This is a genomic window from Microbacterium sp. bgisy189 (assembly GCF_057707225.1).
In genome coordinates this window covers 94,257-120,031 of the sequence record NZ_JBYIPT010000007.1, presented here as the reverse complement: position 1 = coordinate 120,031, position 25,775 = coordinate 94,257, and the positions used below count along the sequence as shown (strand labels likewise).

The 25,775-nt window shown below is 66.3% G+C and carries 18 protein-coding genes and 2 rRNA genes; 3 read left to right on the top strand and 17 right to left on the bottom strand.

All coding sequences use genetic code 11. The features are described 5' to 3' along the window. Positions 1-89: 89 nt before the first annotated feature. The 3 genes from AC3ENX_RS10460 to tyrS all read right to left on the bottom strand — a co-directional run bounded on the left by AC3ENX_RS10460 (position 90) and on the right by tyrS (position 7,167). Positions 90-3,193, bottom strand: a 23S ribosomal RNA gene (locus AC3ENX_RS10460). Between the two features lie 382 nt (positions 3,194-3,575). Beyond that, a 16S ribosomal RNA gene (locus tag AC3ENX_RS10455) occupies positions 3,576-5,099 on the bottom strand. The 16S and 23S rRNA genes sit together here, the layout of an rRNA operon. A gap of 763 nt (positions 5,100-5,862) precedes the next feature. Next, positions 5,863-7,167, bottom strand: a complete 1,305-nt coding sequence (tyrS, locus tag AC3ENX_RS10450) for a tyrosine--tRNA ligase (RefSeq protein WP_434811820.1) — start codon at positions 7,165-7,167, stop codon at positions 5,863-5,865. 66 nt (positions 7,168-7,233) lie between these two features. Here tyrS and AC3ENX_RS10445 point away from each other — a divergent pair, with 66 nt between their 5' ends. Next, positions 7,234-7,830, top strand: a complete 597-nt coding sequence (locus AC3ENX_RS10445) for a hypothetical protein (RefSeq protein ID WP_434811819.1) — start codon at positions 7,234-7,236, stop codon at positions 7,828-7,830. Positions 7,831-7,837: 7 nt separating this feature from the next. Here AC3ENX_RS10445 and AC3ENX_RS10440 read toward each other — a convergent pair whose 3' ends face one another. From AC3ENX_RS10440 to argC, 8 genes are all read right to left on the bottom strand, one after another. Next, positions 7,838-8,467: a SatD family protein gene (locus AC3ENX_RS10440; protein ID WP_434811818.1), complete on the bottom strand. Its 630-nt coding sequence runs from the start codon at positions 8,465-8,467 to the stop codon at positions 7,838-7,840. A gap of 64 nt (positions 8,468-8,531) precedes the next feature. Further along, entirely contained in the window at positions 8,532-9,965 is a 1,434-nt protein-coding gene (gene argH / locus AC3ENX_RS10435) for an argininosuccinate lyase (protein WP_434811869.1), read from the bottom strand. Between the two features lie 18 nt (positions 9,966-9,983). Beyond that, positions 9,984-11,066: a heparan-alpha-glucosaminide N-acetyltransferase domain-containing protein gene (locus AC3ENX_RS10430; RefSeq protein WP_434811868.1), complete on the bottom strand. Its 1,083-nt coding sequence runs from the start codon at positions 11,064-11,066 to the stop codon at positions 9,984-9,986. Then, positions 11,066-11,989 carry an ornithine carbamoyltransferase gene (gene argF, locus AC3ENX_RS10425; protein ID WP_434811817.1) on the bottom strand — a complete coding sequence of 308 codons (924 nt, stop codon included), beginning with the start codon at positions 11,987-11,989 and terminating at the stop codon, positions 11,066-11,068. The genes AC3ENX_RS10430 and argF overlap by 1 nt, the downstream gene beginning before the upstream one ends. Next, positions 11,986-13,209 (bottom strand): acetylornithine transaminase, encoded by a 1,224-nt coding sequence (locus AC3ENX_RS10420; RefSeq protein WP_434811816.1) that lies wholly within the window; start codon positions 13,207-13,209, stop codon positions 11,986-11,988. The genes argF and AC3ENX_RS10420 overlap by 4 nt, the downstream gene beginning before the upstream one ends. After that, positions 13,206-14,108, bottom strand: coding sequence for an acetylglutamate kinase (argB, locus tag AC3ENX_RS10415; protein WP_434811815.1), 903 nt, complete (start codon positions 14,106-14,108; stop codon positions 13,206-13,208). Before argB ends, AC3ENX_RS10420 begins: the two co-directional genes overlap by 4 nt. Beyond that, positions 14,105-15,262: a bifunctional glutamate N-acetyltransferase/amino-acid acetyltransferase ArgJ gene (gene argJ / locus AC3ENX_RS10410; RefSeq protein ID WP_434811814.1), complete on the bottom strand. Its 1,158-nt coding sequence runs from the start codon at positions 15,260-15,262 to the stop codon at positions 14,105-14,107. The genes argB and argJ overlap by 4 nt, the downstream gene beginning before the upstream one ends. Next, positions 15,259-16,308, bottom strand: coding sequence for an N-acetyl-gamma-glutamyl-phosphate reductase (argC, locus tag AC3ENX_RS10405; RefSeq protein ID WP_434811813.1), 1,050 nt, complete (start codon positions 16,306-16,308; stop codon positions 15,259-15,261). Before argC ends, argJ begins: the two co-directional genes overlap by 4 nt. A gap of 284 nt (positions 16,309-16,592) precedes the next feature. On the opposite strand from argC, the gene AC3ENX_RS10400 reads away from it, so the two are divergent. Both AC3ENX_RS10400 and AC3ENX_RS10395 read left to right on the top strand, forming a co-directional pair. Continuing rightward, entirely contained in the window at positions 16,593-17,717 is a 1,125-nt protein-coding gene (locus AC3ENX_RS10400) for an AAA family ATPase (protein ID WP_434811812.1), read from the top strand. Positions 17,718-17,788: 71 nt separating this feature from the next. Beyond that, on the top strand, positions 17,789-18,106 hold the full coding sequence (locus AC3ENX_RS10395) for a hypothetical protein (protein ID WP_434811811.1): 318 nt from the start codon (positions 17,789-17,791) through the stop codon (positions 18,104-18,106). Between the two features lie 10 nt (positions 18,107-18,116). Here the strand turns inward: AC3ENX_RS10395 and AC3ENX_RS10390 are convergent, their stop codons facing one another. From AC3ENX_RS10390 to AC3ENX_RS10365, 6 genes are all read right to left on the bottom strand, one after another. Beyond that, positions 18,117-19,697: a hypothetical protein gene (locus AC3ENX_RS10390; RefSeq protein ID WP_434811810.1), complete on the bottom strand. Its 1,581-nt coding sequence runs from the start codon at positions 19,695-19,697 to the stop codon at positions 18,117-18,119. Beyond that, a complete protein-coding gene (locus AC3ENX_RS10385; RefSeq protein ID WP_434811809.1) occupies positions 19,679-20,449 on the bottom strand; it encodes an ABC transporter ATP-binding protein in 771 nt (256 codons plus the stop codon). Before AC3ENX_RS10385 ends, AC3ENX_RS10390 begins: the two co-directional genes overlap by 19 nt. Positions 20,450-20,512: 63 nt before the next feature. Next, positions 20,513-23,020, bottom strand: coding sequence for a phenylalanine--tRNA ligase subunit beta (gene pheT, locus AC3ENX_RS10380; RefSeq protein WP_434811808.1), 2,508 nt, complete (start codon positions 23,018-23,020; stop codon positions 20,513-20,515). Beyond that, the gene (gene pheS / locus AC3ENX_RS10375) at positions 23,020-24,081 is read right to left on the bottom strand and encodes a phenylalanine--tRNA ligase subunit alpha (RefSeq protein WP_434811807.1); all 1,062 of its coding nucleotides are present in this window, start codon (positions 24,079-24,081) and stop codon (positions 23,020-23,022) included. The genes pheT and pheS overlap by 1 nt, the downstream gene beginning before the upstream one ends. Before the next feature lie 52 nt (positions 24,082-24,133). Further along, complete coding sequence (locus tag AC3ENX_RS10370) at positions 24,134-25,063, bottom strand: amino acid ABC transporter permease (RefSeq protein WP_434811806.1); 930 nt, start codon at positions 25,061-25,063, stop codon at positions 24,134-24,136. Next, a complete protein-coding gene (locus AC3ENX_RS10365) occupies positions 25,060-25,707 on the bottom strand; it encodes an amino acid ABC transporter permease (RefSeq protein ID WP_434811805.1) in 648 nt (215 codons plus the stop codon). Before AC3ENX_RS10365 ends, AC3ENX_RS10370 begins: the two co-directional genes overlap by 4 nt. Positions 25,708-25,775 lie beyond the last annotated feature (68 nt).

Below are 25,775 nucleotides of genomic sequence, written 5' to 3'. Positions count from 1 at the left end.
TTCAGTCTGCATAACTCATCGAGTCATGCGGTTCTCGACCGTACATCGAGAACCACTCAGTGGACGCAAGCATCGTTCAAAACGAAGGTGTTATCAAGTCATCGGCTTATTAGTACCGGTCAGCTTCACGCGTTACCGCGCTTCCACATCCGGCCTATCAACCCAGTAGTCTGGCTGGGAGCCTCTCGCCCGAAGGCATGGAAATCTCATCTTGAGGCCGGCTTCCCGCTTAGATGCTTTCAGCGGTTATCCATCCCGAACGTAGCTAACCAGCGGTGCTCTTGGCAGAACAACTGGCACACCAGAGGTTCGTCCAACCCGGTCCTCTCGTACTAGGGTCAGATCCTCTCAAATTTCCTACGCGCGCAGCGGATAGGGACCGAACTGTCTCACGACGTTCTAAACCCAGCTCGCGTACCGCTTTAATGGGCGAACAGCCCAACCCTTGGGACCTACTCCAGCCCCAGGATGCGACGAGCCGACATCGAGGTGCCAAACCATGCCGTCGATATGGACTCTTGGGCAAGATCAGCCTGTTATCCCCGAGGTACCTTTTATCCGTTGAGCGACAGCGCTTCCACAAGCCACTGCCGGATCACTAGTCCCGACTTTCGTCCCTGCTCGACCTGTCAGTCTCACAGTCAAGCTCCCTTGTGCACTTACACTCGCCACCTGATTGCCAACCAGGTTGAGGGAACCTTTGGGCGCCTCCGTTACTTTTTGGGAGGCAACCGCCCCAGTTAAACTACCCACCAGGCACTGTCCCTGAACCGGATTACGGTTCGAAGTTAGATATCCAGAGTGACCAGAGTGGTATTTCAACAATGACTCCACGGTAACTGGCGTCACCGCTTCAAAGTCTCCCACCTATCCTACACAAGCCACACCGAACACCAATACCAAGCTGTAGTAAAGGTCACGGGGTCTTTCCGTCCTGCTGCGCGTAACGAGCATCTTTACTCGTAGTGCAATTTCGCCGAGTTCGCGGTTGAGACAGTTGGGAAGTCGTTACGCCATTCGTGCAGGTCGGAACTTACCCGACAAGGAATTTCGCTACCTTAGGATGGTTATAGTTACCACCGCCGTTTACTGGGGCTTAAATTCTGAGCTTCGCTTGCGCTAACCCGTCCTCTTAACCTTCCAGCACCGGGCAGGCGTCAGTCCGTATACATCGTCTTGCGACTTGGCACGGACCTGTGTTTTTAATAAACAGTCGCTACCCACTAGTCTCTGCGGCCTCCAAACGCTTTCGGAGCAAGTCCTAATACGTCGAAGGCCCCCCTTCTCCCGAAGTTACGGGGGCATTTTGCCGAGTTCCTTAACCACGATTCTCTCGATCTCCTTGGTATTCTCTACCTGACCACCTGAGTCGGTTTGGGGTACGGGCAGCTAGAACCTCGCGTCGATGCTTTTCTCGGCAGCATAGGATCACCCACTTTTTATCCGCATCGTGTCTCAGCCATAAGAGCGACGGATTTGCCTATCGCTCGGCCTACGCACTTGCCCCGGGACAACCATCGCCCGGGTTGGGCTACCTTCCTGCGTCACACCTGTTAATACGCTAGCCGCACCAGCATGGGGTCGAGCGTTCACACGGACGTCATCACCCCGAAGGGATCCGTACATTCCGAGCTAGGACTCTTAGCACCACTGGATTAGCTTGGGCGGTTCTTCGCCGGTACGGGAATATCAACCCGTTGTCCATCGACTACGCCTGTCGGCCTCGCCTTAGGTCCCGACTTACCCAGGGAAGATTAGCTTGACCCTGGAACCCTTGGTCTTTCGGAGGACGTGTTTCTCACACGTCTTTCGCTACTCATGCCTGCATTCTCACTCGTGTAGCGTCCACGGCTGGTTTACACCGCCGCTTCACTCGCCACACGACGCTCTCCTACCCATCAACACGGCTGGACCACGAAGGCCTACCAATAATGTCAATGCCACAACTTCGGTGGCGTGCTTGAGCCCCGTTACATTGTCGGCGCGGAATCACTTGACCAGTGAGCTATTACGCACTCTTTCAAGGGTGGCTGCTTCTAAGCCAACCTCCTGGTTGTCACAGCAACTCCACATCCTTTCCCACTTAGCACGCGCTTTGGGACCTTAGTTGGTGGTCTGGGTTGTTTCCCTCTCGACTATGAAGCTTATCCCCCACAGTCTCACTGCTGCGCTCTCACTTACCGGCATTCGGAGTTTGGCTGACGTCAGTAACCTGGTGAGGCCCATCGGCCATCCAGTAGCTCTACCTCCGGCAAGAAACACGCAACGCTGCACCTAAATGCATTTCGGAGAGAACCAGCTATCACGAAGTTTGATTGGCCTTTCACCCCTATCCACAGCTCATCCCCTCAGTTTTCAACCTAAGTGGGTTCGGCCCTCCACGACGTCTTACCGTCGCTTCAGCCTGGCCATGGATAGATCACTTCGCTTCGGGTCTAGGACACGCGACTGAATCGCCCTATTCAGACTCGCTTTCGCTACGGCTACCCCTCTCGGGTTAACCTCGCCACGTATCGCTAACTCGCAGGCTCATTCTTCAAAAGGCACGCTGTCACAGCTGCTAGGGCTGCTCCAACGGTTTGTAAGCAAACGGTTTCAGGTACTATTTCACTCCCCTCCCGGGGTACTTTTCACCTTTCCCTCACGGTACTTGTCCGCTATCGGTCATCTGGGAGTATTTAGGCTTATCAGGTGGTCCTGACAGATTCACACGGGATTTCTCGGGCCCCGTGCTACTTGGGATACTCTTCGCGCCAAGGGAGGCATTTCGACTACGGGGTTGGCACCCTCTATGACCCGCCTTTCAATGCGGTTCGTCTATACCTTCTTGTAACGCCGGCTGTTCGGCAGAACAGCCTGAAAAGTCCCACAACCCCGAATACGCAACTCCTGCCGGATATCACACGTACTCGGTTTAGCCTGTTCCGGTTTCGCTCGCCACTACTAACGGAATCGCGGTTGCTTTCTCTTCCTGTGGGTACTGAGATGTTTCACTTCCCCACGTTCCCTCTACCCGCCCTATATATTCAGGCGGGAGTCACTGGGTCGGCACGCCGCCCAGCGGGGTTTCCCCATTCGGAGATCCTCGGATCAAAGTGTGCTTATCCACTCCCCGAGGCTTATCGCAGATTGCTACGTCCTTCTTCGGCTCCAGATGCCAAGGCATCCACCGTTTGCTCTTAAAGACTTGAAATCACATGAGTTTGAATCGTCAATTGAAATTGACTAATGATCTTTAAGATCATCTATACGAGACGACCGAAGTCGTCTCGAAGATGCTCGCGTCCACTGTGTAGTTCTCAAAGTACGGGCGGTACCTTCTCCGCTGCCGGCGCTGCCGGCGTCAGAAAAGGTCCTGAGGTTGGTTGGCTCCGAAGAGCTCATCCGGTCCCTCAGGACCCAACAGCGTGCATGTGCCGGTCGGCTCGCTCCGAACTGTTCCAGCTGCAAGCAGCGTACTGAGTTCGAGGTTCACCCTCCGGCACCTCGTCAAATGTTCCACCCATGAGCTAACCGGCGAGAACGTTCGTCTCGATCCGGCGCCTGGACACCCGTGGGTGCCAGATGCTCCTTAGAAAGGAGGTGATCCAGCCGCACCTTCCGGTACGGCTACCTTGTTACGACTTAGTCCTAATTACCGATCCCACCTTCGACGGCTCCCTCCACAAGGGTTGGGCCACCGGCTTCAGGTGTTACCGACTTTCATGACTTGACGGGCGGTGTGTACAAGACCCGGGAACGTATTCACCGCAGCGTTGCTGATCTGCGATTACTAGCGACTCCGACTTCATGAGGTCGAGTTGCAGACCTCAATCCGAACTGGGACCGGCTTTTTGGGATTCGCTCCACCTTGCGGTATTGCAGCCCTTTGTACCGGCCATTGTAGCATGCGTGAAGCCCAAGACATAAGGGGCATGATGATTTGACGTCATCCCCACCTTCCTCCGAGTTGACCCCGGCAGTATCCCATGAGTTCCCACCATTACGTGCTGGCAACATAGAACGAGGGTTGCGCTCGTTGCGGGACTTAACCCAACATCTCACGACACGAGCTGACGACAACCATGCACCACCTGTTTACGAGTGTCCAAAGAGTTGACCATTTCTGGCCCGTTCTCGTATATGTCAAGCCTTGGTAAGGTTCTTCGCGTTGCATCGAATTAATCCGCATGCTCCGCCGCTTGTGCGGGTCCCCGTCAATTCCTTTGAGTTTTAGCCTTGCGGCCGTACTCCCCAGGCGGGGAACTTAATGCGTTAGCTACGTCACGGAATCCGTGGAATGGACCCCACAACTAGTTCCCAACGTTTACGGGGTGGACTACCAGGGTATCTAAGCCTGTTTGCTCCCCACCCTTTCGCTCCTCAGCGTCAGTTACGGCCCAGAGATCTGCCTTCGCCATCGGTGTTCCTCCTGATATCTGCGCATTCCACCGCTACACCAGGAATTCCAATCTCCCCTACCGCACTCTAGTCTGCCCGTACCCACTGCAGGCCCGAGGTTGAGCCTCGGGTTTTCACAGCAGACGCGACAGACCGCCTACGAGCTCTTTACGCCCAATAATTCCGGATAACGCTTGCGCCCTACGTATTACCGCGGCTGCTGGCACGTAGTTAGCCGGCGCTTTTTCTGCAGGTACCGTCACTTTCGCTTCTTCCCTGCTAAAAGAGGTTTACAACCCGAAGGCCGTCATCCCTCACGCGGCGTTGCTGCATCAGGCTTTCGCCCATTGTGCAATATTCCCCACTGCTGCCTCCCGTAGGAGTCTGGGCCGTGTCTCAGTCCCAGTGTGGCCGGTCACCCTCTCAGGCCGGCTACCCGTCGACGCCTTGGTGAGCCGTTACCTCACCAACTAGCTGATAGGCCGCGAGCCCATCCCAGACCGAAGTTCTTTCCAGCTGCTGAAGATGCCTTCGCAGCTCGTATCCGGTATTAGACGCCGTTTCCAGCGCTTATCCCAGAGTCCGGGGCAGGTTGCTCACGTGTTACTCACCCGTTCGCCACTGATCCACAGGAGCAAGCTCCTGCTTCACCGTTCGACTTGCATGTGTTAAGCACGCCGCCAGCGTTCATCCTGAGCCAGGATCAAACTCTCCGTAAAGAAATGTTGTCGACAGCGACCGGAATAGGGTCACTGCGACGAGTTTGATCTGACCAAAGGGATGTCATTGCTGACTATCCGTTGCCGGCACCGAAGTGCCGGTCTTTGATCCAAAGGAATCTCATTCAGCCGAAGCTGAATCGAGGTTTTTTGGCATTTGACAAGTGCACGCTGTTGAGTTCTCAAGGATCGGATGCTCCTGCCGTTCAGCCTCTCGGCCTCCCCTGCAGGGCAACTTCTCTATCTTATTCTTCGTGTCCGGCTTGTCAAATCGGCGTTTTCCGTGATGGAAGCGGCTGGTTCGACGGCCTGAGGCACAAAGATCGAGATGCTGTCCGGAGCGTTCGGATCTCAGTGGATCTCGCTGCTCTCGGGCAACTTCTCTATCTTATCCCTCCCGCTCAGCTTGTCAAATCGGCTGTCCGTGACTGTTTTCGCGTCTCCGGCAGCACTCATCGACAAGACTCGAGGAGTGGGATCCCCCATGCTAGGCCTTCGACACGCAGACACACAAGGAATCTTTGTTTTGAAGGAGGGGGTTGGTTCTCCGCTTGAGGGGGCGAGGCCTTTCGGCCTTCTCGCTCTTCCCTGTGGGGCGAACAGGTAATAACTTACGTGCGTTGCGGGGGTCCGGCAAATCAGGCTCGCATCCCGGGCGTGTCGCGTCCGAGATCGTTGATTTTCCGCGGTTTCGCCGCGCACGCGGCAAAACGACGCCGCCCGGTCCACAAGGAACCGGGCGGCGTCGTTCGCGATGTCATGGTCAGGATGCCAAGAAGACTCCCGCGAGCGTCTTCTTGCCACGGCGCAGCACGGACACTCCCCCGGGGAGCGAGCCGGCGATCGAAGTCGCGTCGTCATCGACCTTCGCACCGTCGAGCACGACGCCCCCCTGCGCGATCGCGCGCCGCGCCTCGCCGAGGCTCGTGACCAACCCCGTATCGACGAGCGCCTGCACGACGGAGGTGCCGGCCGTGACCGTCGCGTTCGGCAGTTCCTCGAGTGCGGCGCGCAGCGTCTGCGCATCGAGCGACGCGAGTTCGCCACGACCGAAGAGCGCATCTGACGCCGCAGCTGCCGCGCCGGTCGCTTCCCTTCCATGGACGAGGGTCGTCACTTCGAGGGCCAACCGCTTCTGTGCGGCACGTCGGAACGGCTCATCGGCGACTGCGCGCTCGTACTCCTCGATCTCGGCACGCGTGAGGAAGGTGAACACCTTCAGACGTGCGATCACGTCGGCGTCGTCGGTGTTCAGCCAGAACTGGTACATGCGGTACGGGCTGCACATGGCGGCATCCAGCCAGATCGCGTTGCCCTCGCTCTTGCCGAACTTGGTGCCGTCGGTGTTCGTGATCAGCGGCGTGCCGATGGCGTGCGCCGAGACGCCCTCGACCCGGTGGATGAGGTCCGTGCCGCTGGTGAGGTTGCCCCACTGGTCGCTGCCGCCCGTCTGCAGCACACAGTCGTACTGGCGGTGCAGCTCGAGGAAGTCCATGCCCTGCAGGATCTGGTAGCTGAACTCCGTGTAGCTGATGCCGGCATCGGAGTTCAGGCGCGCGGCGACGGCATCCTTCTTGAGCATCGTGCCGACGCGGTAGTGCTTGCCGATCTCACGCAGGAAATCGATCGCACTCATCGGCGCGGTCCAGTCGAGGTTGTTCACCATGCGCGCGGCGTTGTCGCCCTCGAAGCTCAGGAACCGCTCGACCTGCGCGCGCAGGTACCCGACCCACTCGGCAACCGTGTCCTTCGTGTTGAGCGTGCGCTCGGACGACGGACGAGGATCACCGATGAGACCGGTCGACCCGCCGACGAGACCGAGCGGCTTGTGGCCGGCCAACTGCAGACGACGCAGCAGAAGGAGCTGCACGAGGTTGCCCAGGTGCAGGCTCGGCGCTGTCGGGTCGAACCCGCAGTAATACGTGATCGGGCCGCCGGAGAGCAGGGCGCGCAGCGCCTCCTGGTCGGTGGACACGTGCACCAGGCCGCGCCAGACGATCTCATCCCAGACGTTCTCGAACGTCGGATCGTTGGCGGGCGCCAGGGCGCTCACGATGGTTTCGGACACGCGTTCCAGGCTATCAGCGGGCGTGTGTCCGCCAGTCGCATCCGGGGCCCGTGTCAGACTGGCGCCATGGACCTCCCCGTGCCGGACATCGTGCTGATCACCGCCCTGTCGATCACCGTGTTCGGTGCACTGTGCACCGCGCTCGTGCTGACGATGCTCAATCTGCGGACGCCGCGAACCGCACCGCTCGCCGTCGCGGCGGGGCTGCTGGTGCTCGCCGTCGTCGTCGTTTCGGTGACCCCCGTCGGCGTTCCGGCGCTTCTCGGCGCGATCATCGCGCTGCTGGCCGTCGCCGTCGCCGTCTTCGGCGGAAACCCGATCACCCGACGCGTCCTCGACATCGCCACCGGCGGGCGCGTGCGCGAGACGGCCGACGGTGGCATCCTGCTGCCTGCGCGACGTGATCCGGCGGCAGCAGCGGGCGAGATGGAGCCGCTGCTGCGCGGAGGGACGACGATCGGCTACCTCGAACGACTCGCCGTCGCCGTGGGCGTGATCTCGGGCTATCCGGAAGCGATCGCCGTCATCGTGGCGATCAAGGGCATCGGGCGATTCTCCGAGCTGGCCGCCGCTGAGGCGCGCGAACGGTTCATCATCGGCACACTCGCGAGTCTCGTCTGGGCCTGCGTGTGCGGCGCGATCGTGCGTCTCGCGCTGTGGTGAGCTTCTCTCAGGACTGACGCAGCACGGCGAAGCCCTCGATCAGGGCGGTCGCTCCCCCCCGCGACAGCGCCTGCGAGACGGCGGACTGCGTGATGCCTTCGTCTGCGGCCAACTGCCGCTGCGTGCGACCCAGGCACCTGCCGTACGTGAGCCTGCGCGTGCGTTCGGTCATGTCGGCGACGATGCGGTCGCGCGCGAGGAGGTAGGCGTTCACGGCCGGCAGACCGGTCCCGTCGATCCCGTCCGCAGCGACCACCCACGTCCGGGCCTCCGGCGCAGCGCGCTGCTCGAACGCGTGGACCTTCTCGATCGCAGCGCGTGCAGCCCACCAGCCCGGCCCGTCCGGGATGGGACCGTCGACCGCGGGCACCTCGCCGAGCTCCCCCACGCCGATGCCGAAGCGCAGATCGACCCCGTCGGGAAGTGCGAGTCGCACGAGCAGCGTGCCGAGCAGTGCCGCAGTGAGGTCGGGGTACACGCCCTGCTGCTCGTCGCCGACCGTCGGACGCAGCTGCCGAGAGGCCAGCGGCAGATCGCGCTCCGCTGCCGCGATCGCGTCGTCGATCGCGCGCTGCGCACCGGTTCGATCCTCGAGCCGGCGCGAGCCGACGATGTCGGCGGTCACTGCGACGTTCATGACATCAGGGTATCACTTATCTTTTCGAGATATTAGTGAAAGTCTAATGTTCTCGGGATATCAGTCAGACCCCGACCGCGAGAGCAGCCGACTGCGCGCGGGAGACCAGCTCGGCGCGCTGCTCCGCAACACGGACGCCGGCCGTCCCGCCCGCGCCCGTCCGCGACGCGACGGAGCCCTCGATCGACAGCACACTGCGCACATCTGCGGTCAACCGCGGCGACACCGACGCGAGCAGCGCGTCGTCGGCATCCTCCAGCCCGATCCCCCGCTCCTCGCACGCGCGAACGAGCGAGCCCGAGATCTCGTGCGCGTCACGGAAGGGGACGCCCTGCTTGACGAGCCACTCGGCGACATCGGTCGCCAACGAGAAGCCCTGCGGTGCCAGCTCCGCCATCCGCGCGGTGTCGAACCGCATCGTCGCGATCATGCCGGCGAAGGCCGGGAGGACGACTTCGAGTGTCTGGACCCCGTCGAAGACAGGCTCCTTGTCCTCTTGCAGGTCGCGGTTGTACGCGAGCGGCAGCGCCTTCAAGGTGGCCATCAACCCGGTCAGGTTGCCGATCAGGCGCCCCGCCTTGCCACGAGCGAGTTCGGCGATATCGGGGTTCTTCTTCTGCGGCATGATGCTCGAGCCGGTCGAGAAGCCGTCATCGAGGGTGACGAACCCGAACTCGCGGGTGTTCCAGATGATGACGTCCTCCGCGAAGCGCGACAGGTCGACGCCGATCATCGCGGCGATGAAGGCGAACTCGGCCACGACATCGCGGGCCGATGTGCCGTCGAGCGAGTTCTCTGCCGGCCGACTCAGCCCCAGCGACTCGGCCACGAGCTGCGGGTCGAGGCCGAGCGTCGCCCCGGCGAGCGCTCCCCCGCCGTACGGCGAGACCGACGCACGTGCCGACCAGTCGCGGAGGCGTTCGAGGTCGCGCACGAGCGGCCACGCGTGCGCCTGCAGATGGTGCGCCAGCAGGATCGGCTGCGCGTGCTGCAGGTGGGTGCGGCCCGGCATGATCGCGTCGGGGTGCGCATCGGCCTGCGCGACGATCGCGTCGATGACGCGCAGCACATCACGGGCGATGACCCGTGCGTGATCGAGCAGATACAGCCGCACGAGCGTCGCGATCTGATCGTTGCGGCTGCGCCCGGCACGCAGCTTTCCGCCGAGCTCGGCACCGACTTCGGCGATCAGCGCTGCCTCCAGCGCGCCGTGCACGTCTTCGTCTTCGGGCGCCGCAACGAGCGACCCGTCCTGGACGGCCCGCCCCAGCGCGTCGAGGCCCGCGTGCATGCGCGCCGCTTCATCGGCGGTCAGGTAGCCGGCAGCTTCGAGCGCCGTCGCATGCGCGTGCGAGCCTGCGAGATCGTAGGAAGCCAGCGCCCAGTCGAAGTGCGTCGAGCGACTCAACGCGGCGAGCTCGGGTGAAGGCCCCGACGCGAAGCGCGCACCCCACAGCGCCCCTTCGTTGGTCCCCTGGCCGTCGGTCTGTCCCGTCATGTCACTCACCTGACCAGCCTACCGACGGCCGGAACCGACGACCGCGCGGGTGACTGCGGCGACGAGTCGCTCCAACGGCCCCCGACCCACCAGCAGCGCCCACACGGTGCACACCAGCAGCGTGCCGATCACGAACGGGACGAACGGATCAAGATCGCGGAACCCTGCGAGCTGCCCGCTGTCGCCGAGGACGCCGGCCGCCCAGATCGCCCACACCACCAGCTGCCCGGCATAGGCGGTGAGCGGCATCGTGCCGACCGCCCGCACCGGCAGCACGAGCCAGGTCAGCGGTGTGCGGCACAGCAAGAGACAGAGCCCGATCACGGCGACCGCGAAACCACCGGAACCGAATGCCTCCAGGATGCCGCTGGAGTGCGCATCGGCTGTCCACACCTGCGCCACCAGCGAGCCGTCTTGCACGGGCGACAGCCGCTCGGCGGCCACGGCATCGAGTCCGTACGCGACCATCGCCACCGCGCCGCCTCCGACGAGCAGTCGGACCGCGACCGCAGCGCTGCGCAGTCGGCTGCGACCGATCGCGAGCCCTGCGGCGACGAACGCGATCCACAACGGGAACGGGTAGTGCCAGCCGACGAGGGTGCTCGCTTCGGATCCGAGTGCCGATGACCAGATCGGCAGGGCGTTCAGCATCGGGACGAACCACGGCACGACCAGCGCAACGGCGACCGCGACGGCCCAGAGCACCGGCGCCGACAGCGTCAGCAGCGGCAGCGCGAGCAGAAAGAGGATGCCGTAGGCGGGCAGGATCACGAACACGGGAACGCCCGTGAACACCAGCGCAACGCCGATCGCCCAGATCAGTCCCGCGCGCACGGCGAGCGAGCGTCGCGCGCGTCGCAGCCGCTCACCGCGGACCGGTGACGCACCGCCGGTCACCAGCGCGATCGAGACCCCGGCGAGCGTCGCGAACAGGATCGACGAACGGCCGTTCGCGACGTCGATCCACGTCGCGGGTCGGGTCCAGTCGAACGGGTCGATCCACAGCAGGTGCGCAGCGAGCATGCCGAGCACCGCCAGCCCGCGGGCAAGGTCGATACCGTGTATGCGTCCCGGACCGTTCCAGGACGCAACGGCACGCATCACTGCTGGCGCAGCAGCCACACCAAGAGTGCCTTCTGGGCGTGCAGGCGGTTCTCCGCCTCATCCCACACGACACTCTGCGGTCCGTCGATCACGTCGGCATCCACTTCGTACCCGCGGTCAGCGGGCAGGCAGTGGATGAAGATGGCGTCGTCCTTGGCGAGCCCCATGGTCTCCTGAGAGACCTTGTAGCCGCCGAGGTCGCGAAGCCGCGCGGTCTTCTCCTCCTCCTTGCCCATCGACACCCAGGTGTCGGTGACGATGACGTCGGCACCGGCGGCGGCTTCGAGCGGATCGGTGAACAGTGACACCGATCCCCCAGTCTGCGCGGCGATGCGATCGGCATCGGTCACGACATCGGCGCGCGGCGCGTACGCGTCGGGCGACGCGACCCGCACGTGCATGCCGGCGGTGACGCCGGCGAGGATGTAGGAGTGCGCCATGTTGCACTCGCCGTCGCCGAAGAAGGTGAGGGTGAGCCCCGCGAGTTCGCCCTTGTGCTCGCGGATCGTGAGCAGGTCGGCGAGCAGTTGGCAGGGGTGGAAGTCATCGCTCAGCGCGTTGACGACCGGCACCCGCGTGCCGCGCGCCATCTCTTCGAGGCCCGCCTGCGCGTAGGTGCGCCAGACGATCGCGGCGACCTGACGTTCGAGCACGCGTGCCGTGTCGGACGGTGTCTCTTTGCCGCCGAGCTGGCTGTTGGCCGTCGAGATGATCAGCGGTGAGCCGCCGAGGTCGGCGATGCCGACCGCGAACGAGACCCGCGTGCGGGTCGAGGACTTGTCGAAGATGACGGCGACCGTCTGCGGACCTTCGAGGGGCTTCAGCTTCCAGCGGTCCTTCTTCAGCGCGAGCGCGAGATCGAGGATCTCGGCCTGCTCTGCGGGGCTCAGGTCGTCGTCGCGCAGCAGGTGGCGGGTCATGCGGGCACCTCCGTGGTGGTGTCGGTCAGCAGGAGCGCATCGGTGACGGTGGCCAGTGCGCGGGCGAACAGGTCGGCGAACTCGTCGATCTCGACGTCGCCGATCGTGAGCGCCGGGGCGATGCGGATGGTGGTGTCGTTGGCGGCGTTGACGATCAGCCCGTGCGTCTGGGCGGCGGCGACGACGGCAGGAGCGACCGGGTGGCGCAGCGCGATGCCGATGAGCAGGCCCTGGCCGCGGGTGCCTTCGACAAGCGGCGAGCCGATCGCCTCGATCGCGGCGCGCACCTGCGGCCCGCGGGAGGCGGCATTGCCGACGAGATCAGCCCGCTCGATCTCCCCGATGACGGCGCCGGCGACGGCTGTCGCCAGCGCATTGCCACCGAAGGTCGAGCCGTGCGTGCCCGGATAGAACAGCTCGCTCGCGGCGCCGAAGGTGATGAGCGCCCCGATCGGGAATCCTCCGCCGATGCCCTTCGCGACCGTGATGGCGTCAGGGGTGATGCCGGCGTGCTGGAACGCGAACCACTCGCCGGTGCGACCCGCGCCTGTCTGGATCTCGTCGATGATCAGCAGCGCACCGTGACGCTCGGTCAACTCGCGCGCCGCGGCGAGGTAACCCTCGGGCAGTTCGAGCACCCCAGCTTCGCCCTTGATGGGTTCGAGGAACAGCGCCGCGACCTGATCGTTCATGGCGGCTTCGAGCGCTTCGATTGTCGAATCGAGGAACTCCACACCGGGGACCATCGGGCCGAACGGCTCCTGCATCCACGGCTTGCCGGTGAGGGCGAGCGTGCCCATCGTGCGGCCGTGGAACGCGTCACGAAGCGCCAGGATGCGGGGGCGCTCGGCGCCGCCGTGGAGTCGTGCGAGCTTGAAGGCAGCCTCATTGGCCTCGGCGCCGGAGTTGCCGAAGTAGACGCGACCGGTCTCACCCGTGCCCGCCAGCCGCTTCAGCGTTGCCGCGAGTTCGAGCTGCGGCGGGGTCGCGAAGTAGTTCGAGACATGCGACAGGGTCGCGGCTTGTCGGGCGACGGCATCCACGAACACCGGGTGAGAGTGACCGATCGAGGTCACCGCGATGCCGGCGAGGAAGTCGAGGTAGCGTGCGCCGTCGGCATCCCACAGGTACGAACCCTCGCCGCGCTCGAGGAGCGCGAAGCGCGCCCCCGCGTTGCGCACGAGATCCTGATCGACTGCGTCCTGCCATGTCGCGCTCACTTCGCGACCACCTCCGTACCGATTCCCTGCTCTGTGAAGATCTCGACGAGCACCGAATGGGGCTGACGTCCATCGATGATCGCCGCCGTGTCGACGCCGCCGTCGACCGCGTCGAGGCAGGCCTGCATCTTCGGGATCATGCCCGACTCCAGTCGCGGCAACATCTCGCGCAACTCAGCGGCGGTCAGGTGCGAGACGAGCGAGTCACGGTTCGGCCAGTCGGCGTAGAGCCCTGCGACATCGGTGAGGACGACGAGCTTGGTGGCCTCGAGCGCGACGGCGAGCGCCGCAGCGGCGGCATCAGCGTTGACGTTCAGCGACGCACCCGGACTGTCGAGGTCGGGCGCGATCGAGGAGACGACGGGGATGCGGCCCGCCTCGAGGTGGTCGAGCACGGGACGCGGGTCGACCGTGACGACGTCGCCGACGGCGCCGAGATCATGGTGCTCGCCGTCGATCAGGATGCCCTTGCGACGCCCGCCGAACAATCCGGCATCCTCACCCGAGAGCCCCGTCGCCAGCGCAGCGCCGTGCGTGTTGATCTTGCCGACCAGCTGCGGGTTGATCTGACCGGTGAGCACCATGCGCACGACGCCGATCGCCTCGGTCGAGGTGACGCGGTACCCGCCCTTGAACTCGCTCGGGATGGCGAGTCGGTCGAGCATCTGCGAGATCTGCGGTCCGCCGCCGTGGACGACGACCGGCTTGACGCCGACGTAGCGGAGGTAGGCGATGTCTTCTGCGAACGCATCCTGCAGCTGTTCGGAGACCATGGCGTTGCCGCCGTACTTGATGACGATGATCTGGTCGCGGAAGCGCTTGAGCCACGGCAGCGACTCGACGAGCACGCCCGCCTTGGCGGCCGCCTCTTCGGGGGTGGTGTGCTGGATGTCGGTCATGAGGAGTACGCGCTGTTCTCGTGGACGTAATCGTGCGTCAGGTCGTTCGTGAGGATCGTCGCCGCTGCGTCGCCCGTGCGCAGGTCGATGAGGATGTGCGTGGCGCGGGGCGTCAGGTCGACCTCTTCGCGCGGGCGGTCGGGGCCGCCGGCGTGACACACGCGCACTCCGTTGAACGAGACGTCGACGTCGTACGGGTCGAACGCGGCATCCGTCGTGCCGATCGCCGCGAGCACCCGGCCCCAGTTGGGGTCGTTGCCGAAGATCGCGGCCTTGAAGAGGTTGTTGCGGGCAACCGAGCGACCGACGGTGACGGCGTCGTCCTCGGACGCGGCACCGACGACCTCGATCGTGATGTCGTGGCTGGCGCCCTCGGCATCCTGCTGCAGCTGCGACGCGAGGTCGCCGCAGATCGTGATGAGCGCTTCGCGGAAGGCGTCCGGGTCAGGATCGGCACCGGATGCACCGGAGGCCAGCAGCGTCACCTGGTCGTTGGTCGACATGCAGCCGTCGGAATCGAGCCGGTCGAAGCTCACGGCCGTGGCAACGCGCAGGTGGGCGTCTGCCTCCTCGGCGCCGAGGACGGCGTCGGTGGTGAGGACCACGAGCATGGTCGCAAGACCGGGGGCGAGCATGCCCGCACCCTTCGCGATGCCGCCGATCGTCCAACCTTCGCCTGAGACGGTTGCCGTCTTCGACCGGGAGTCGGTCGTCATGATCGCTTCCGCGGCGGCCTGTCCCCCCTCGGGGTCGAGATCAGCGATCGCCGCTTCGGTGCCGCTGAGGACCTTGCCGCGGAACACCTCGTCGCCGGTGCCGATGAGCCCGGTGGAGCACACCAGGATGTCGCCGGCGCTCACCCCGAGCAGGTCGGCCGCCTTCTCGGCGGTTTGGTGCGTCGTCTGGAAGCCGAAGGACCCGGTGAAGCAGTTCGCGCCGCCCGAGTTGAGGACGATCGCCTCGACGGTGCCGTCGGCGATCGCCTGCTGCGACCACAGGATCGGGTTCGCCTTGGCGCGGTTGCTCGTGAAGACGGCCGCGCCGACCTTGAGCGGGCCGCGGTTGACGATGACCGCGACGTCGGGCTTGCCGGTCGACTTGAGGCCTGCGGCGACGCCTGCCGCTTCGAATCCCTTGGGTGCGGTGACGGTCACGGCGCGACTCCATTCACGCTCAGGCCCGTCGCCTCGTCGAGGCCGAGGGCGATGTTCATCGATTGGACGGCTGCTCCCGCGGTGCCCTTGACGAGGTTGTCGACGGCGGTGACGACCACGACGCGGTTCGCGGCGCGGTCGATCGCGAGCCCCATGAGCGCCGTGTTGGCGCCCTGCACGTCGGCGGTGCGGGGGAAGTGGCCCGCCGGCAGCAGCTGCACGAATGTCTCGTCACCGTACGCCTGCTCCCACGCGGCACGGATCTCGGCATCCGTCACCCCCTGCGCGATCGGGGCGGTCGAGGTCGCGAGGATGCCGCGGGACATCGGTACCAGGACGGGCGTGAACGAGATGCGGATGCCGTCGGCGGGCGCCCCGGCCGCGGCGAGCGCCTGCGCGATCTCGGGGATGTGCCGGTGCGTGCCGCCCACAGCGTACGGGTTCGCACTGCCGAGGATCTCGGCGGCGAGCAGGTTGGTCTTCAGCGACTTGCCGGCACCCGACGGGCCGACCGCGAGGACCGTGACGATGTCGCCCGGATCGATCACGCCCGCGGCGACCCCGGGCGCCAGTGACAACGCGACCGTGGACGCGTTGCAGCCGGGCGCGGCGATCCGTGTCGCACCGACGAGCGCGTCGCGCTGCCGGGCACCGCCGACCGGCAGCTCGGGCACGCCGTACGTCCACGGCTCGTGGAAGGTGCCGCCGTAGAACGCGTCCCACGCGTCCTGCGAGGTGAGCCGGTGATCGGCGCCTGCGTCGATGACGAGCGGGGCGCCGGCGAGCGCGTCGGTGTATTGACCGGACTGTCCATGCGGCAGCGCGAGGAAGACGACGTCGTGGCCTGCGAGGATCTCGGGTGTCGTCTCTTGCAGCGTCAGGTGCGCGAGCGAGCGCAGGTGCGGTTGGTGTTCGATGAGCGGCTGCCCCGCATTGGAATGCGCGGTGACGGTGCGGATCTCGATGTCGGGATGTGCGGCGAGCAGGCGCAGGATCTCGCCGCCGGCATAGCCGGATGCGCCGGAGACGGCGACCGAGTAGGTCATGGATTCCACCTTATTGTCTGAAGCAGGGCCACCCGATCCGGGTGACAGAGCACGGCAACGGCGACTCCGGCGGCTCGACCCGGTTCCGTGCAGAATCGGGGAGCTCGCGGGGGTCGCCTAGCGTCGGCGGCCGCGGGTGCTCAGACGACGTCGGCGCGCGCGGAGAACCGTGGGAACGGTGGTGATCGCGGCCGAGGGCATGCCATGACGGTAGCGCCGCGGATCGCGTGCCGCAAATCGCGGCGCACGAAGCCGGTGTCGGCACCGGCGGGCAGGATGGTCGCATGCTCACCACACTCGCCGTCGCCGGGTATCGCTCGCTGCGTGACGTGATCGTGCCGCTCGGGCAGTTGACGGTCGTCACGGGCCCGAACGGGTCGGGCAAGTCCAATCTGTACCGCGCCCTGCGGCTGCTGGCCTCGGCCGCGCGCGGTGAGGTGATCGGTGCGGTCGCGCGCGAAGGCGGACTGCCGTCGGTGCTCTGGGCGGGCCCCGAGCAGGGCGGCACGCAGGGCACGGTGCGCAAGAAGCCCGTCGCCGTGCAGCTCGGATTCGCGTCGGATGAACTCGGCTACCTGCTCGACCTGGGCATCCCGCAGGTCGATCAGGCGAGCCCCTTCGCGCGTGACCCCGAGATCAAGCGGGAGCAGGTGTTCTCCGGCCCTGTGGCCAAACCCGCGACCCTGCTGATCGACCGGACCCGGCAGAACACCCGCGTGCGCGACGGCGGCTGGATCGACCTGCGACAGCAGCTCGCGCCCTACGAGAGCATCATCACCGACCTCGCCGAAGGCGACACCGCGCCCGAGCTGCTGGCCCTTCGACGGCTTATGGGAGCGTGGCGGTTCTACGACCACTTCCGCGTGGACCCTGACGCCCCTGCGCGTCGTGCGCAGATCGGCACGCGAACCCGGGTGCTTTCGCACACCGGCGATGATCTCGCAGCGACCTGGGCGACCATCGTCGATGCAGGCCACGGAGCCGCCCTCGACGCAGCGGTGGATGCCGCGTTTCCCGGGGCCCGCGTCGACGTGACCGCCGAGGCCGGGCTGTTCCGACTGCAGCTGCGGCAGCGTGGCTTGCTGCGCCCGCTGGAGACGGCCGAATTGTCGGACGGCACGCTGCGGTTCCTGTTGCTGTGCGCGGCGCTCCTGCCGGCTCGCCCTGCTCCCCTGCTGGTGCTCAACGAGCCCGAATCGAGCCTGCACCACTCGTTGCTGCCGGCACTCGCGGAGTTGATCCGTGCGGCCGCCGAGCGGACGCAGGTCATCGTCGTCAGTCACGCAGCACCGCTGGTGGGCGCCCTGCCGGAGCCGGCCCGTGTCGAACTCGCCCCCGATCTCGGCGGCACACGCGTCGTCGATCAGGGATTCATGGACGTCCCCGCATGGAACTGGGGCCGTCGCTGAATCGGGGTTGACGACCGCTGGCTTGCAGCGCAAACGACTTTGCATGGACGACGACACCACCCGAGACGACCATGTCGACTCCGGCGCTGATCGGAGCGATCATCGGCGCGACGATGAGCGCGAAGGCCGCGATCGCGGTGGAGCAGGTCGCGATGTTCCTCCTCGCGTTCGGCGGCGGGCTGTTCCTCCCGCCGATGATGTTCCCCGACTGGCTGGACGTCGCGTCGCGGTTCCTTCCCGTCCGGCAGGCGCGAGAGATCGTGGTCGGTGCCGCGAGCGGCACCGAGATCCCGTTGTGGGCGGTGCTCGGCATCGCCGCGTGGATCATCGTGCTCGGCGCCCTCGCCGTCTGGCTGTTCCGCCGCGACGAAGGCCGACGCTACCGCTGACGCGGCAGGGTCAGCGCGGGAACGCGCGGATGCGTGCGAGCAGGCTCGGTCCGGTGCGATCCAGGGTGCGACCGCCCACGTGCACCCCGACTGCGACGGTCACGCCGCCCAGCACCACGCCGACGGCGAGCGCGGTCCACCCCAGCATGGCCGAACCGCTCGTGATCGACACGATCGACAGGACGAGCGCCGGCGAGGAGACCACCGCGATCGCGGCGAGCACGACGAACACCAGCAGACTGCCCACGAACGTCTGTCCGGGCACACTCTTGAACGGGCTGTCACCGGGCGCGGCCACGGGCGAGACGATGAGGGCCGACGAGACCGCTGACACGCCGTACCCGACCAGCAGCACGCTCAAGGCCGCCCCGAGCACGGCAGGGGTCGCGGTCGCACTGCCCGACACGGCAGCCGTCACGACGGCGACGAGGATGACGAGCGGTACGCCGAGGCAGGCGGCGCCCAGCACACGGCCGAGTCGGTCGTCGCGGCCTCGGATGCCGGTGGCCAGCACCGACGCGAACGCGGTGCCGTCGTAAGAGATGTCGGTGTAGCACGCGATCGCCAGCACGAGCGCGACCAGCACCGCAGAGGCTGCGAACAATGCCCCCTGTGTGCCGGAGGTGAACAGGAACAGCACCGGGAACAGCGGGACGAGCAGCAGTTGCCGAAGGTATCGCGGATCGCGCAGCCACGCGGTCAGTGAGCGCGCCCATGTTGCACCGACCGGTCCCGTCGGCATGCGCCCGAACCAGCCGACTGCACCGGAGGCGACCGTGCGACTCGCGCGCCCCGCCCCGGCGGAACGCGACAATTCGAGCGCGCGCGCCCACAACAGCCAGAGGATGATCGGGGTGCCGATGGCGATCGCCAGGCGGGCGACGGCCGGCAGCCAGAGGCCTGCCGCAACGTCGGCCGGTACCGACCAGGCAGCGCCGAGGGGCGTCCAGGCGAGCACGTCGGCCGCGGTCTGCATCCTCGTGCCGAGGTCGCCGCCCGCGTCGAGCAGCACAAGCAGCCCTGTCACGATCGGCCCCGACAGCATGAGCACTGCGAGCACCAGTGTGCCGACGAGTTCGCGTCCGCGACGGCTCCCGCCGAGCCCCGTTGCGAGGGTGGTCGTCAGTCGCGCGGCGATGACCGCGGTCACGACGCCGAGCAACGCCATCGGCACTGCCACGACTGCCGCAGCAGGCCACCGCACCCACAGGATCACCGTCATCAGCGCGACGAGCGTCGTGACGATACCGGGAACCCCCGTCAGACCGACTGCGGCCAGCGCCACCTGCACCTGCCTGCGGGTGAGCGGAAACGGTGCGAGACGTTCCGCGTCGACGGTCGATTCCATGCCGGCGACGACGATGGGCCCGACCACCCAGCCGAGCGTGAGCACCGCCCCACCCACGACGACGATGAGGCGTGCCGTCTCCGCACCCTGCAGCAGCGCTGCGGCCACGAGCCCCGTCGCCACGAGGACCAGGATACTGATGGCCCACAGCACGCCGGCGCAAAAGCCGACCAACTGCCACGGGTTGCGCAGCAGGGTGTTCGCGAGTGCGCGGTATCGCAGCCTCAGGACGGTCGCAACCACTGCGGCCCCTCCGTCGCGTGACGCCCGCCCACGAGGGAGACGAATCGGTCCTGCAGGGTCTGTCCGTCACGCACCTGGTCGATCGTGCCGGCCGCGAGCACCCGCCCCGCAGCGATGACGGCGACGTGGTCGCACATGCGCTGCACGAGATCCATCGAGTGGCTCGAGACGATGACGGTGCCGCCGGCCGTGGTGTAGCCGCGGAGCACGTCCTCGATGTTCGCGGCCGAGACAGGATCGACGGATTCGAACGGCTCGTCGAGCACGAGCACCCTCGGCGCGTGCACGAGCGCACAGGCGAGCGCGGTCTTCTTCGTCATGCCGGCCGAATAGTCCGCAACCATCGTTCCGGCAGCCTCACGCAGATCCATCATCGCGATGAGGTCGGCGACGCGCCCGGCAATCTCATCGCGCGCGATGCCGAACATCATCGCCGTGTAGGTCAGCAGCTGCTCGCCGGTGAGTCGGTCGAACAAGCGCACCCCGTCGGCGAGATTGCCGATCATCGACTTCGCACGCACCGGCTCGGCCCACACGTCGACACCGTGCACGAAGGCGCGACCGCCGTCGGGGCGCAGAAGTCCCGTGGCCATGGACAGGGTCGTCGTCTTGCCGGCGCCGTTCGGACCGACGAAGCCGTAGAACGAACCTTGCGGCACATCCAGGGTGAGCGTGTCGACGGCGAGCTTCTCACCGAACCGCTTGGTCAACCCCTCCCAATGGAGGGCGGGCGGCGTCGGAGCATCGGTCATGCTCCGAGCCTATGGGCGCGGCAGAGCGACACGCCTCCCCCGCGAGTCTGATCTCGTGCTGGTTCAGTCGCGGATCGCGGCGCCGAAGCGCTCCGCCGCGACCGCAACCCCCGCGAGCTTCGCCTCAGACGCCTCGGCCGCAGTCAGTGTGCGGTCCTCAGCGCGAAAGCGCAACGCGAACGTGAGGCTCTTCGAGCCCTCCGGCAGTCCCGCCCCGCGATAGTCGTCGACAAGACGGAGCGATTCGAGCAGTGGACCGGCACCGTCCACGAGTGCGGTGCGCACAGCGGCGGCTGAGACTGCGGCATCCACGACCAGCGACACATCCTGCGTCGCTGCGGGGAACGTCGTGAGCGACGCTGCGGCCTCGGGGTCGCCCGCGAGGGAGAGGATGCCGTCGAGATCGAGTTCTGCGACGTACACCCGACCCGGCAGGTCGGCCTCGGCGGCCACCGCGGGCAGCAGTTCGCCGACGTAGCCGACCTCGACGTCGCCGACCGACAGGACGCCGGTGCGGCCGGGGTGCAGCGCTGCGCGCTGCCCCTGCGCGACGTCGATGCGGACCCCGGCTGCGGTCGCGATGGTCTGGACGGCGCCGAGCGCGTCGGCCAGTTCGAACGCCGTGGCCGCGTTGCCGGGAGCCTTCGCCACGGCGTTGCCGGACAGCAGCACCGCGACGTGCCGCGGCTGCGGCGGCAGCGACGCGTTCAGGTGCGCGAGCGTCGCGTCGTCGGGACGCTCGGCGAGCGGCGGAACCGTCTCGGTGCCGTAGACCACTCCCGGCTCCGGGCGGAAGACGATCCCGGTTTCGAACAGGGCGAGGTCGGTGAAGCCGCGTGACACGTTGCGGTGCGCGACCTGCATGAGGCCGGGAACGAGCGTGCGACGCAGGAACGGCGCCTGCCCGTCCAGTGGGTTCGCGAGCTTGACCGAGGGCAGGTGCTCCCCGGACGCCGATGCGTGCAGGTCGTTGGTCGCCTCAGTCGTGAACGGGAACGACGGCGTCTCGACGTAGCCGGCCGCTGCCAGCGCGTTCGCGACGCGGCGACGCCCCTTCTGCAACGCCGTCAACCCGCGCCCGGATGGCGGGGTCGGGACGATGGAGGGGATGCGGTCGAGCCCGTGGATGCGGGCGACCTCTTCGGCGAGCGTCCACTTGTCGGTGAGGTCGGGTCGCCACGACGGCGGGATGACGCTCCACGTGTCCCCCGCGTCGGAGACCTCGCAGCCGATCGTCTCGAGCGCGCCGGTGATCTCGGCATCCGTGTAATCGACACCGATCAGCTGCGGCACGAACGCCTTGGGCAACGCGATCTCGGCGAGGAACACCTCGCCGAACAGGGCACCGCCGACCTCCTGATCGAGGGTGCCGCCGGCGTGGGCGACCATGAGGTCGGCGACGCGGCGCGCTGCCACGAACGGGATGAGCGGGTCGACGCCACGCTCGAAGCGACGCGACGCCTCGCTGGGCAGCTTGTGACGGCGGGCGGTGCGCGCGATCGAGACGGTGTCGAAGATGGCCGCTTCGATGAGGACGTTGCGGGTGGCATCGGTCATCTCGGTCGTGCCGCCACCCATGACACCGGCCAGCCCGATCGGTCCGGACTCGTCGGTGATCAGCAGGTCCTCACCCGACAGGGTGCGCTCCTTGCCGTCGAGCGTCGTGAGCTTCTCGCCCTCGTCCGCGCGACGGACGGTGATGCCGCCGGCGAGCTGATCGAGGTCGTAGCCGTGGATCGGGTTGCCCAGTTCGAGCATCACGTAGTTGGTGATGTCGATGAGCACACCGAGCGAGCGGATGCCGGCGAGCGTGAGCCGCGCGACCATCCAGGGCGGTGTCGGACGGGACGGGTCGACACCGCGCACGATTCGGGCGACGAACTCGGACGCGCCGACCTTGCCGCGGATGGGTGCACGATCGTCGACGGCAACGGGAAAGCCGTTGCCGGGCTCGACGTCTGCCCAGTCCCGCTCGGCGGGATCGCGGAAGGTCGCTCCGGTGGCGTGACCGTACTCGCGGGCGATGCCGCGCACACTCATCGCGTAGCCGCGGTCGGGTGTGACGTTCACGTCGACGGCGACGTCATCGAGTCCGAGCAGCGCGATCGCGTCGACGCCCACCTCGGGGTCGAGGCCGAGCTGGACCAGCCGCAGGATGCCGCTGTGCTCGTCGCCGAGCCCGAGCTCCTTCGCCGAGGCGATCATGCCGTCGGAGACATGCCCGTACGTCTTGCGTGCCGCGATCGGGAACGGACCGGGCAGCACAGCGCCGGGCAGGGTCACCACGACCTTGTCGCCCTCGAAGAAGTTGCCGGCACCGCATACGATGCCGCGGATACCGCCGTTCGCCTCACCGACGTCGACCTGGCACCAGCGGATGGTCTTGCCGTTGGACTGCGGCTCGGGCGTGAACTCGACGACCCGGCCGACCACGATGGGACCTGTCAGGTCGAACCCGTGCACGTCCTCTTCTTCGAAGCCGACCTCGACGAGCGCCGCGAGGACGTCCTCCGGCGTGGTCGCCGCGGGGACGTCGACGTATTCACGCAGCCACGAAAGCGGGACGCGCATCAGACCACCATTCCGAACTGCTCGCTGAAACGGACATCGCCCTCGGCCATGTCACGCATGTCCTGCACGTCGGAGCGGAACATGAGCGTGCGCTCGATGCCCATTCCGAACGCGAACCCGGAGTAGACCTCCGGATCGATCCCCGCCGCGCGCAGCACGTTGGGGTTGACCATGCCGCATCCGCCCCACTCGATCCAGCGCGCCCCGCCCTTGAAGGTCGGGTGCCACAGGTCGAGCTCAGCTGACGGCTCGGTGAAGGGGAAGTAGTTCGTGCGGAACCGCGTCTTCGCCTCGGCACCGAACAGCACCTTCGCGGCGTGGTCGAGCGTGCCCTTGAGATTCGCCATCGTGATGCCCTTGTCGATCACGAGGCCCTCGAACTGGGTGAAGGCAGGCAGGTGGGTCGCGTCGAACTCATCGGTGCGGAACACGCGTCCCGGGCACAGCACGTAGATGCCGCGCCCCTCGTTCACGAGGGCGTCGTGTCGCTCGAGCATCGAACGCACCTGCACGGGGCTGGTGTGCGTGCGCAGCAGCAGATGCCTCGAGACGGGATCGACGAAGAAGGTGTCCTGCATCTGTCGCGCCGGGTGGTCGACGTCGAAGTTGAGCGCATCGAAGTTGAACCACTCGTGCTCGAGCTCGGGGCCTTCGGCGATCTCCCACCCCATGCCGACGAACAGATCGGCGATCTCCTCCTGCAGGAGCGAGATGGGATGCCGCGCGCCCACGCGTGCGCGCGGTGCGAGCGCGGTGATGTCGACGCGCTCGGCTTCGAGCTGCGCCGCCGTCTCGGCCTCGGCGAGCTCGTCCTCTCGGGCGGCGAGCGCCTGGTTCACCTGCCCGCGGGCCCCGCCGACCAGCTTGCCGAATGCGGCCTTCTGGTCGTTCGGCACGTGGCGCATCTGCGCGTTCAGCTGGGCCAGCGGCGAGCCTTCGGCGGTGTGCGCCGCACGCGCGGCTTTCAGCGCGGCGGTGTCGGCGGCCGCGGCGATGGCGCCCAGCGCCGCCGCGACAGCGGACTCGACCGCTTCGGGTGTGATCTGGGGTGCGTCGGACACGAGAGACGAGTCTACCGGCGGGCGCGCGTTCGGCCCGCCGGTGGCGCGTCAATCAGGTGTTTCCGATGTTGAACTTGCCGGCGCCTTTCTGCGCCGCGATGAGTTCGGTGTCGGTGCCGGGTGCGACCGGGTGGTGCAGGGGGTCGACCATCGCCGCGCCTCCGCCGGCGGCATCGCCGCCGCGCGGCGAACGTCGCAGCCGCCGCTCGAGGGTTCTCGCGAGCCACGACAACAACAGACACATCGCGATGTAGATCGCGCCGATGACGATGCCCGACTGCAGAATTGGGCGGCCCGGCTGCGATGTGAGCTGCTTGGCGAAGTAGAGCAGTTCGGGGTAAGTGATGATGAAGCCGAGCGCGGTGTCCTTCAGCGTGACCACGAGCTGAGCGACGATCACCGGGAGCATCGCGCGCACGGCCTGCGGGAGCAGCACGAGTCGCATCACGCCGCTCTTGCGGAGACCGATCGCGTAGCCTGCTTCCTTCTGGCCGCGCGGCAGCGATTCGATGCCAGCACGCAGCGCCTCGGCGAGCACCGAGCCGTTGTACGCCACGAGTGCGATCACCACCGCCCAATACGGCTCCATGCGCACCCCGACCGTGGGCAGACCGTAGTACATGAGCATCATGAACACGAGCACCGGGACGGCGCGGAACACCTCGGTGATCCATGCGACGGGGACGCGGACCCACGCGTGGTCGGAGAGGCGCCCGATCGCGAGGATGAACCCGACGGCGAGCGAACCGATCGCGGCGAGCCCGAAGGCCGCGAGGGTGTTGCCGAGGGCGCGCAGAATGCCCATCCAGACGTTGCTGAACGTGAAGATGTACCACTTCTCTGCGGAGAACTGCCCCGTCACGGCGAACCGGTAGACGATGAAGGCGAGGACTGCGGCGACCACGAGGATCGTCGCGACGCCCAGGATGCGGTTGCGGAGGATCGCCCGGGGTCCGGGCACGTCGTACAGGACGGAAGTCATCGCGCGATCCTCCACTTGTTCTCGAGGTGTCGTTGCAGCCAACTCAGCAGCAGGACCAGGACGACGAAGACGAGCGCGACCCACAGGAGCACGACGAGCGCGTTCTCGCCCCGCTCGCTCAGGTTCGCGCGGATGACTCCGAGTTCCGCCACCGAGAAGCCGGCGGCGACGGTGGTGTTCTTCAGCAGGGCGATGAACACGCTCATCATGGGAGGCACGACCGACCGGAAGGCCTGCGGCATGACCACGAGCGTCATGACCTGACCGAAGGACAGGCCGATCGCCCGCGCCGCTTCGGCCTGACCGACAGGGACCGTATTGATGCCCGCGCGGATGACCTCTGCGACATAGGTGGCCGTGTAGATGCCGAGCGCCCAGATGCCGAGCACCGTGAAGCCCGGACTCGGCAACCCCAACTGCGGGTAGCCGAAGGCGAAGAAGAAGAAGACGAGTGTCAACGGGGTGTTGCGGATCGTGTTGACGTAGAGCGTGCCGAATGCTCGCGCCACCGGTATAGGTGAGACCCGCATCGCTCCGACGATCGTTCCGAGGATCAGCGCGATGGCGCCCCCGGCGAAGAACAGCAGCAACGTGTTGCCGAGTGCCTCGCCCCACAGGTCGAGGTTTTCGGTGATGACGCCCACATCGTCTCCTTGGGTGATTCAGGGTGGGGGCGCGGGCGCCCCCACCCTGGATTCATGTGGTCAGTGGT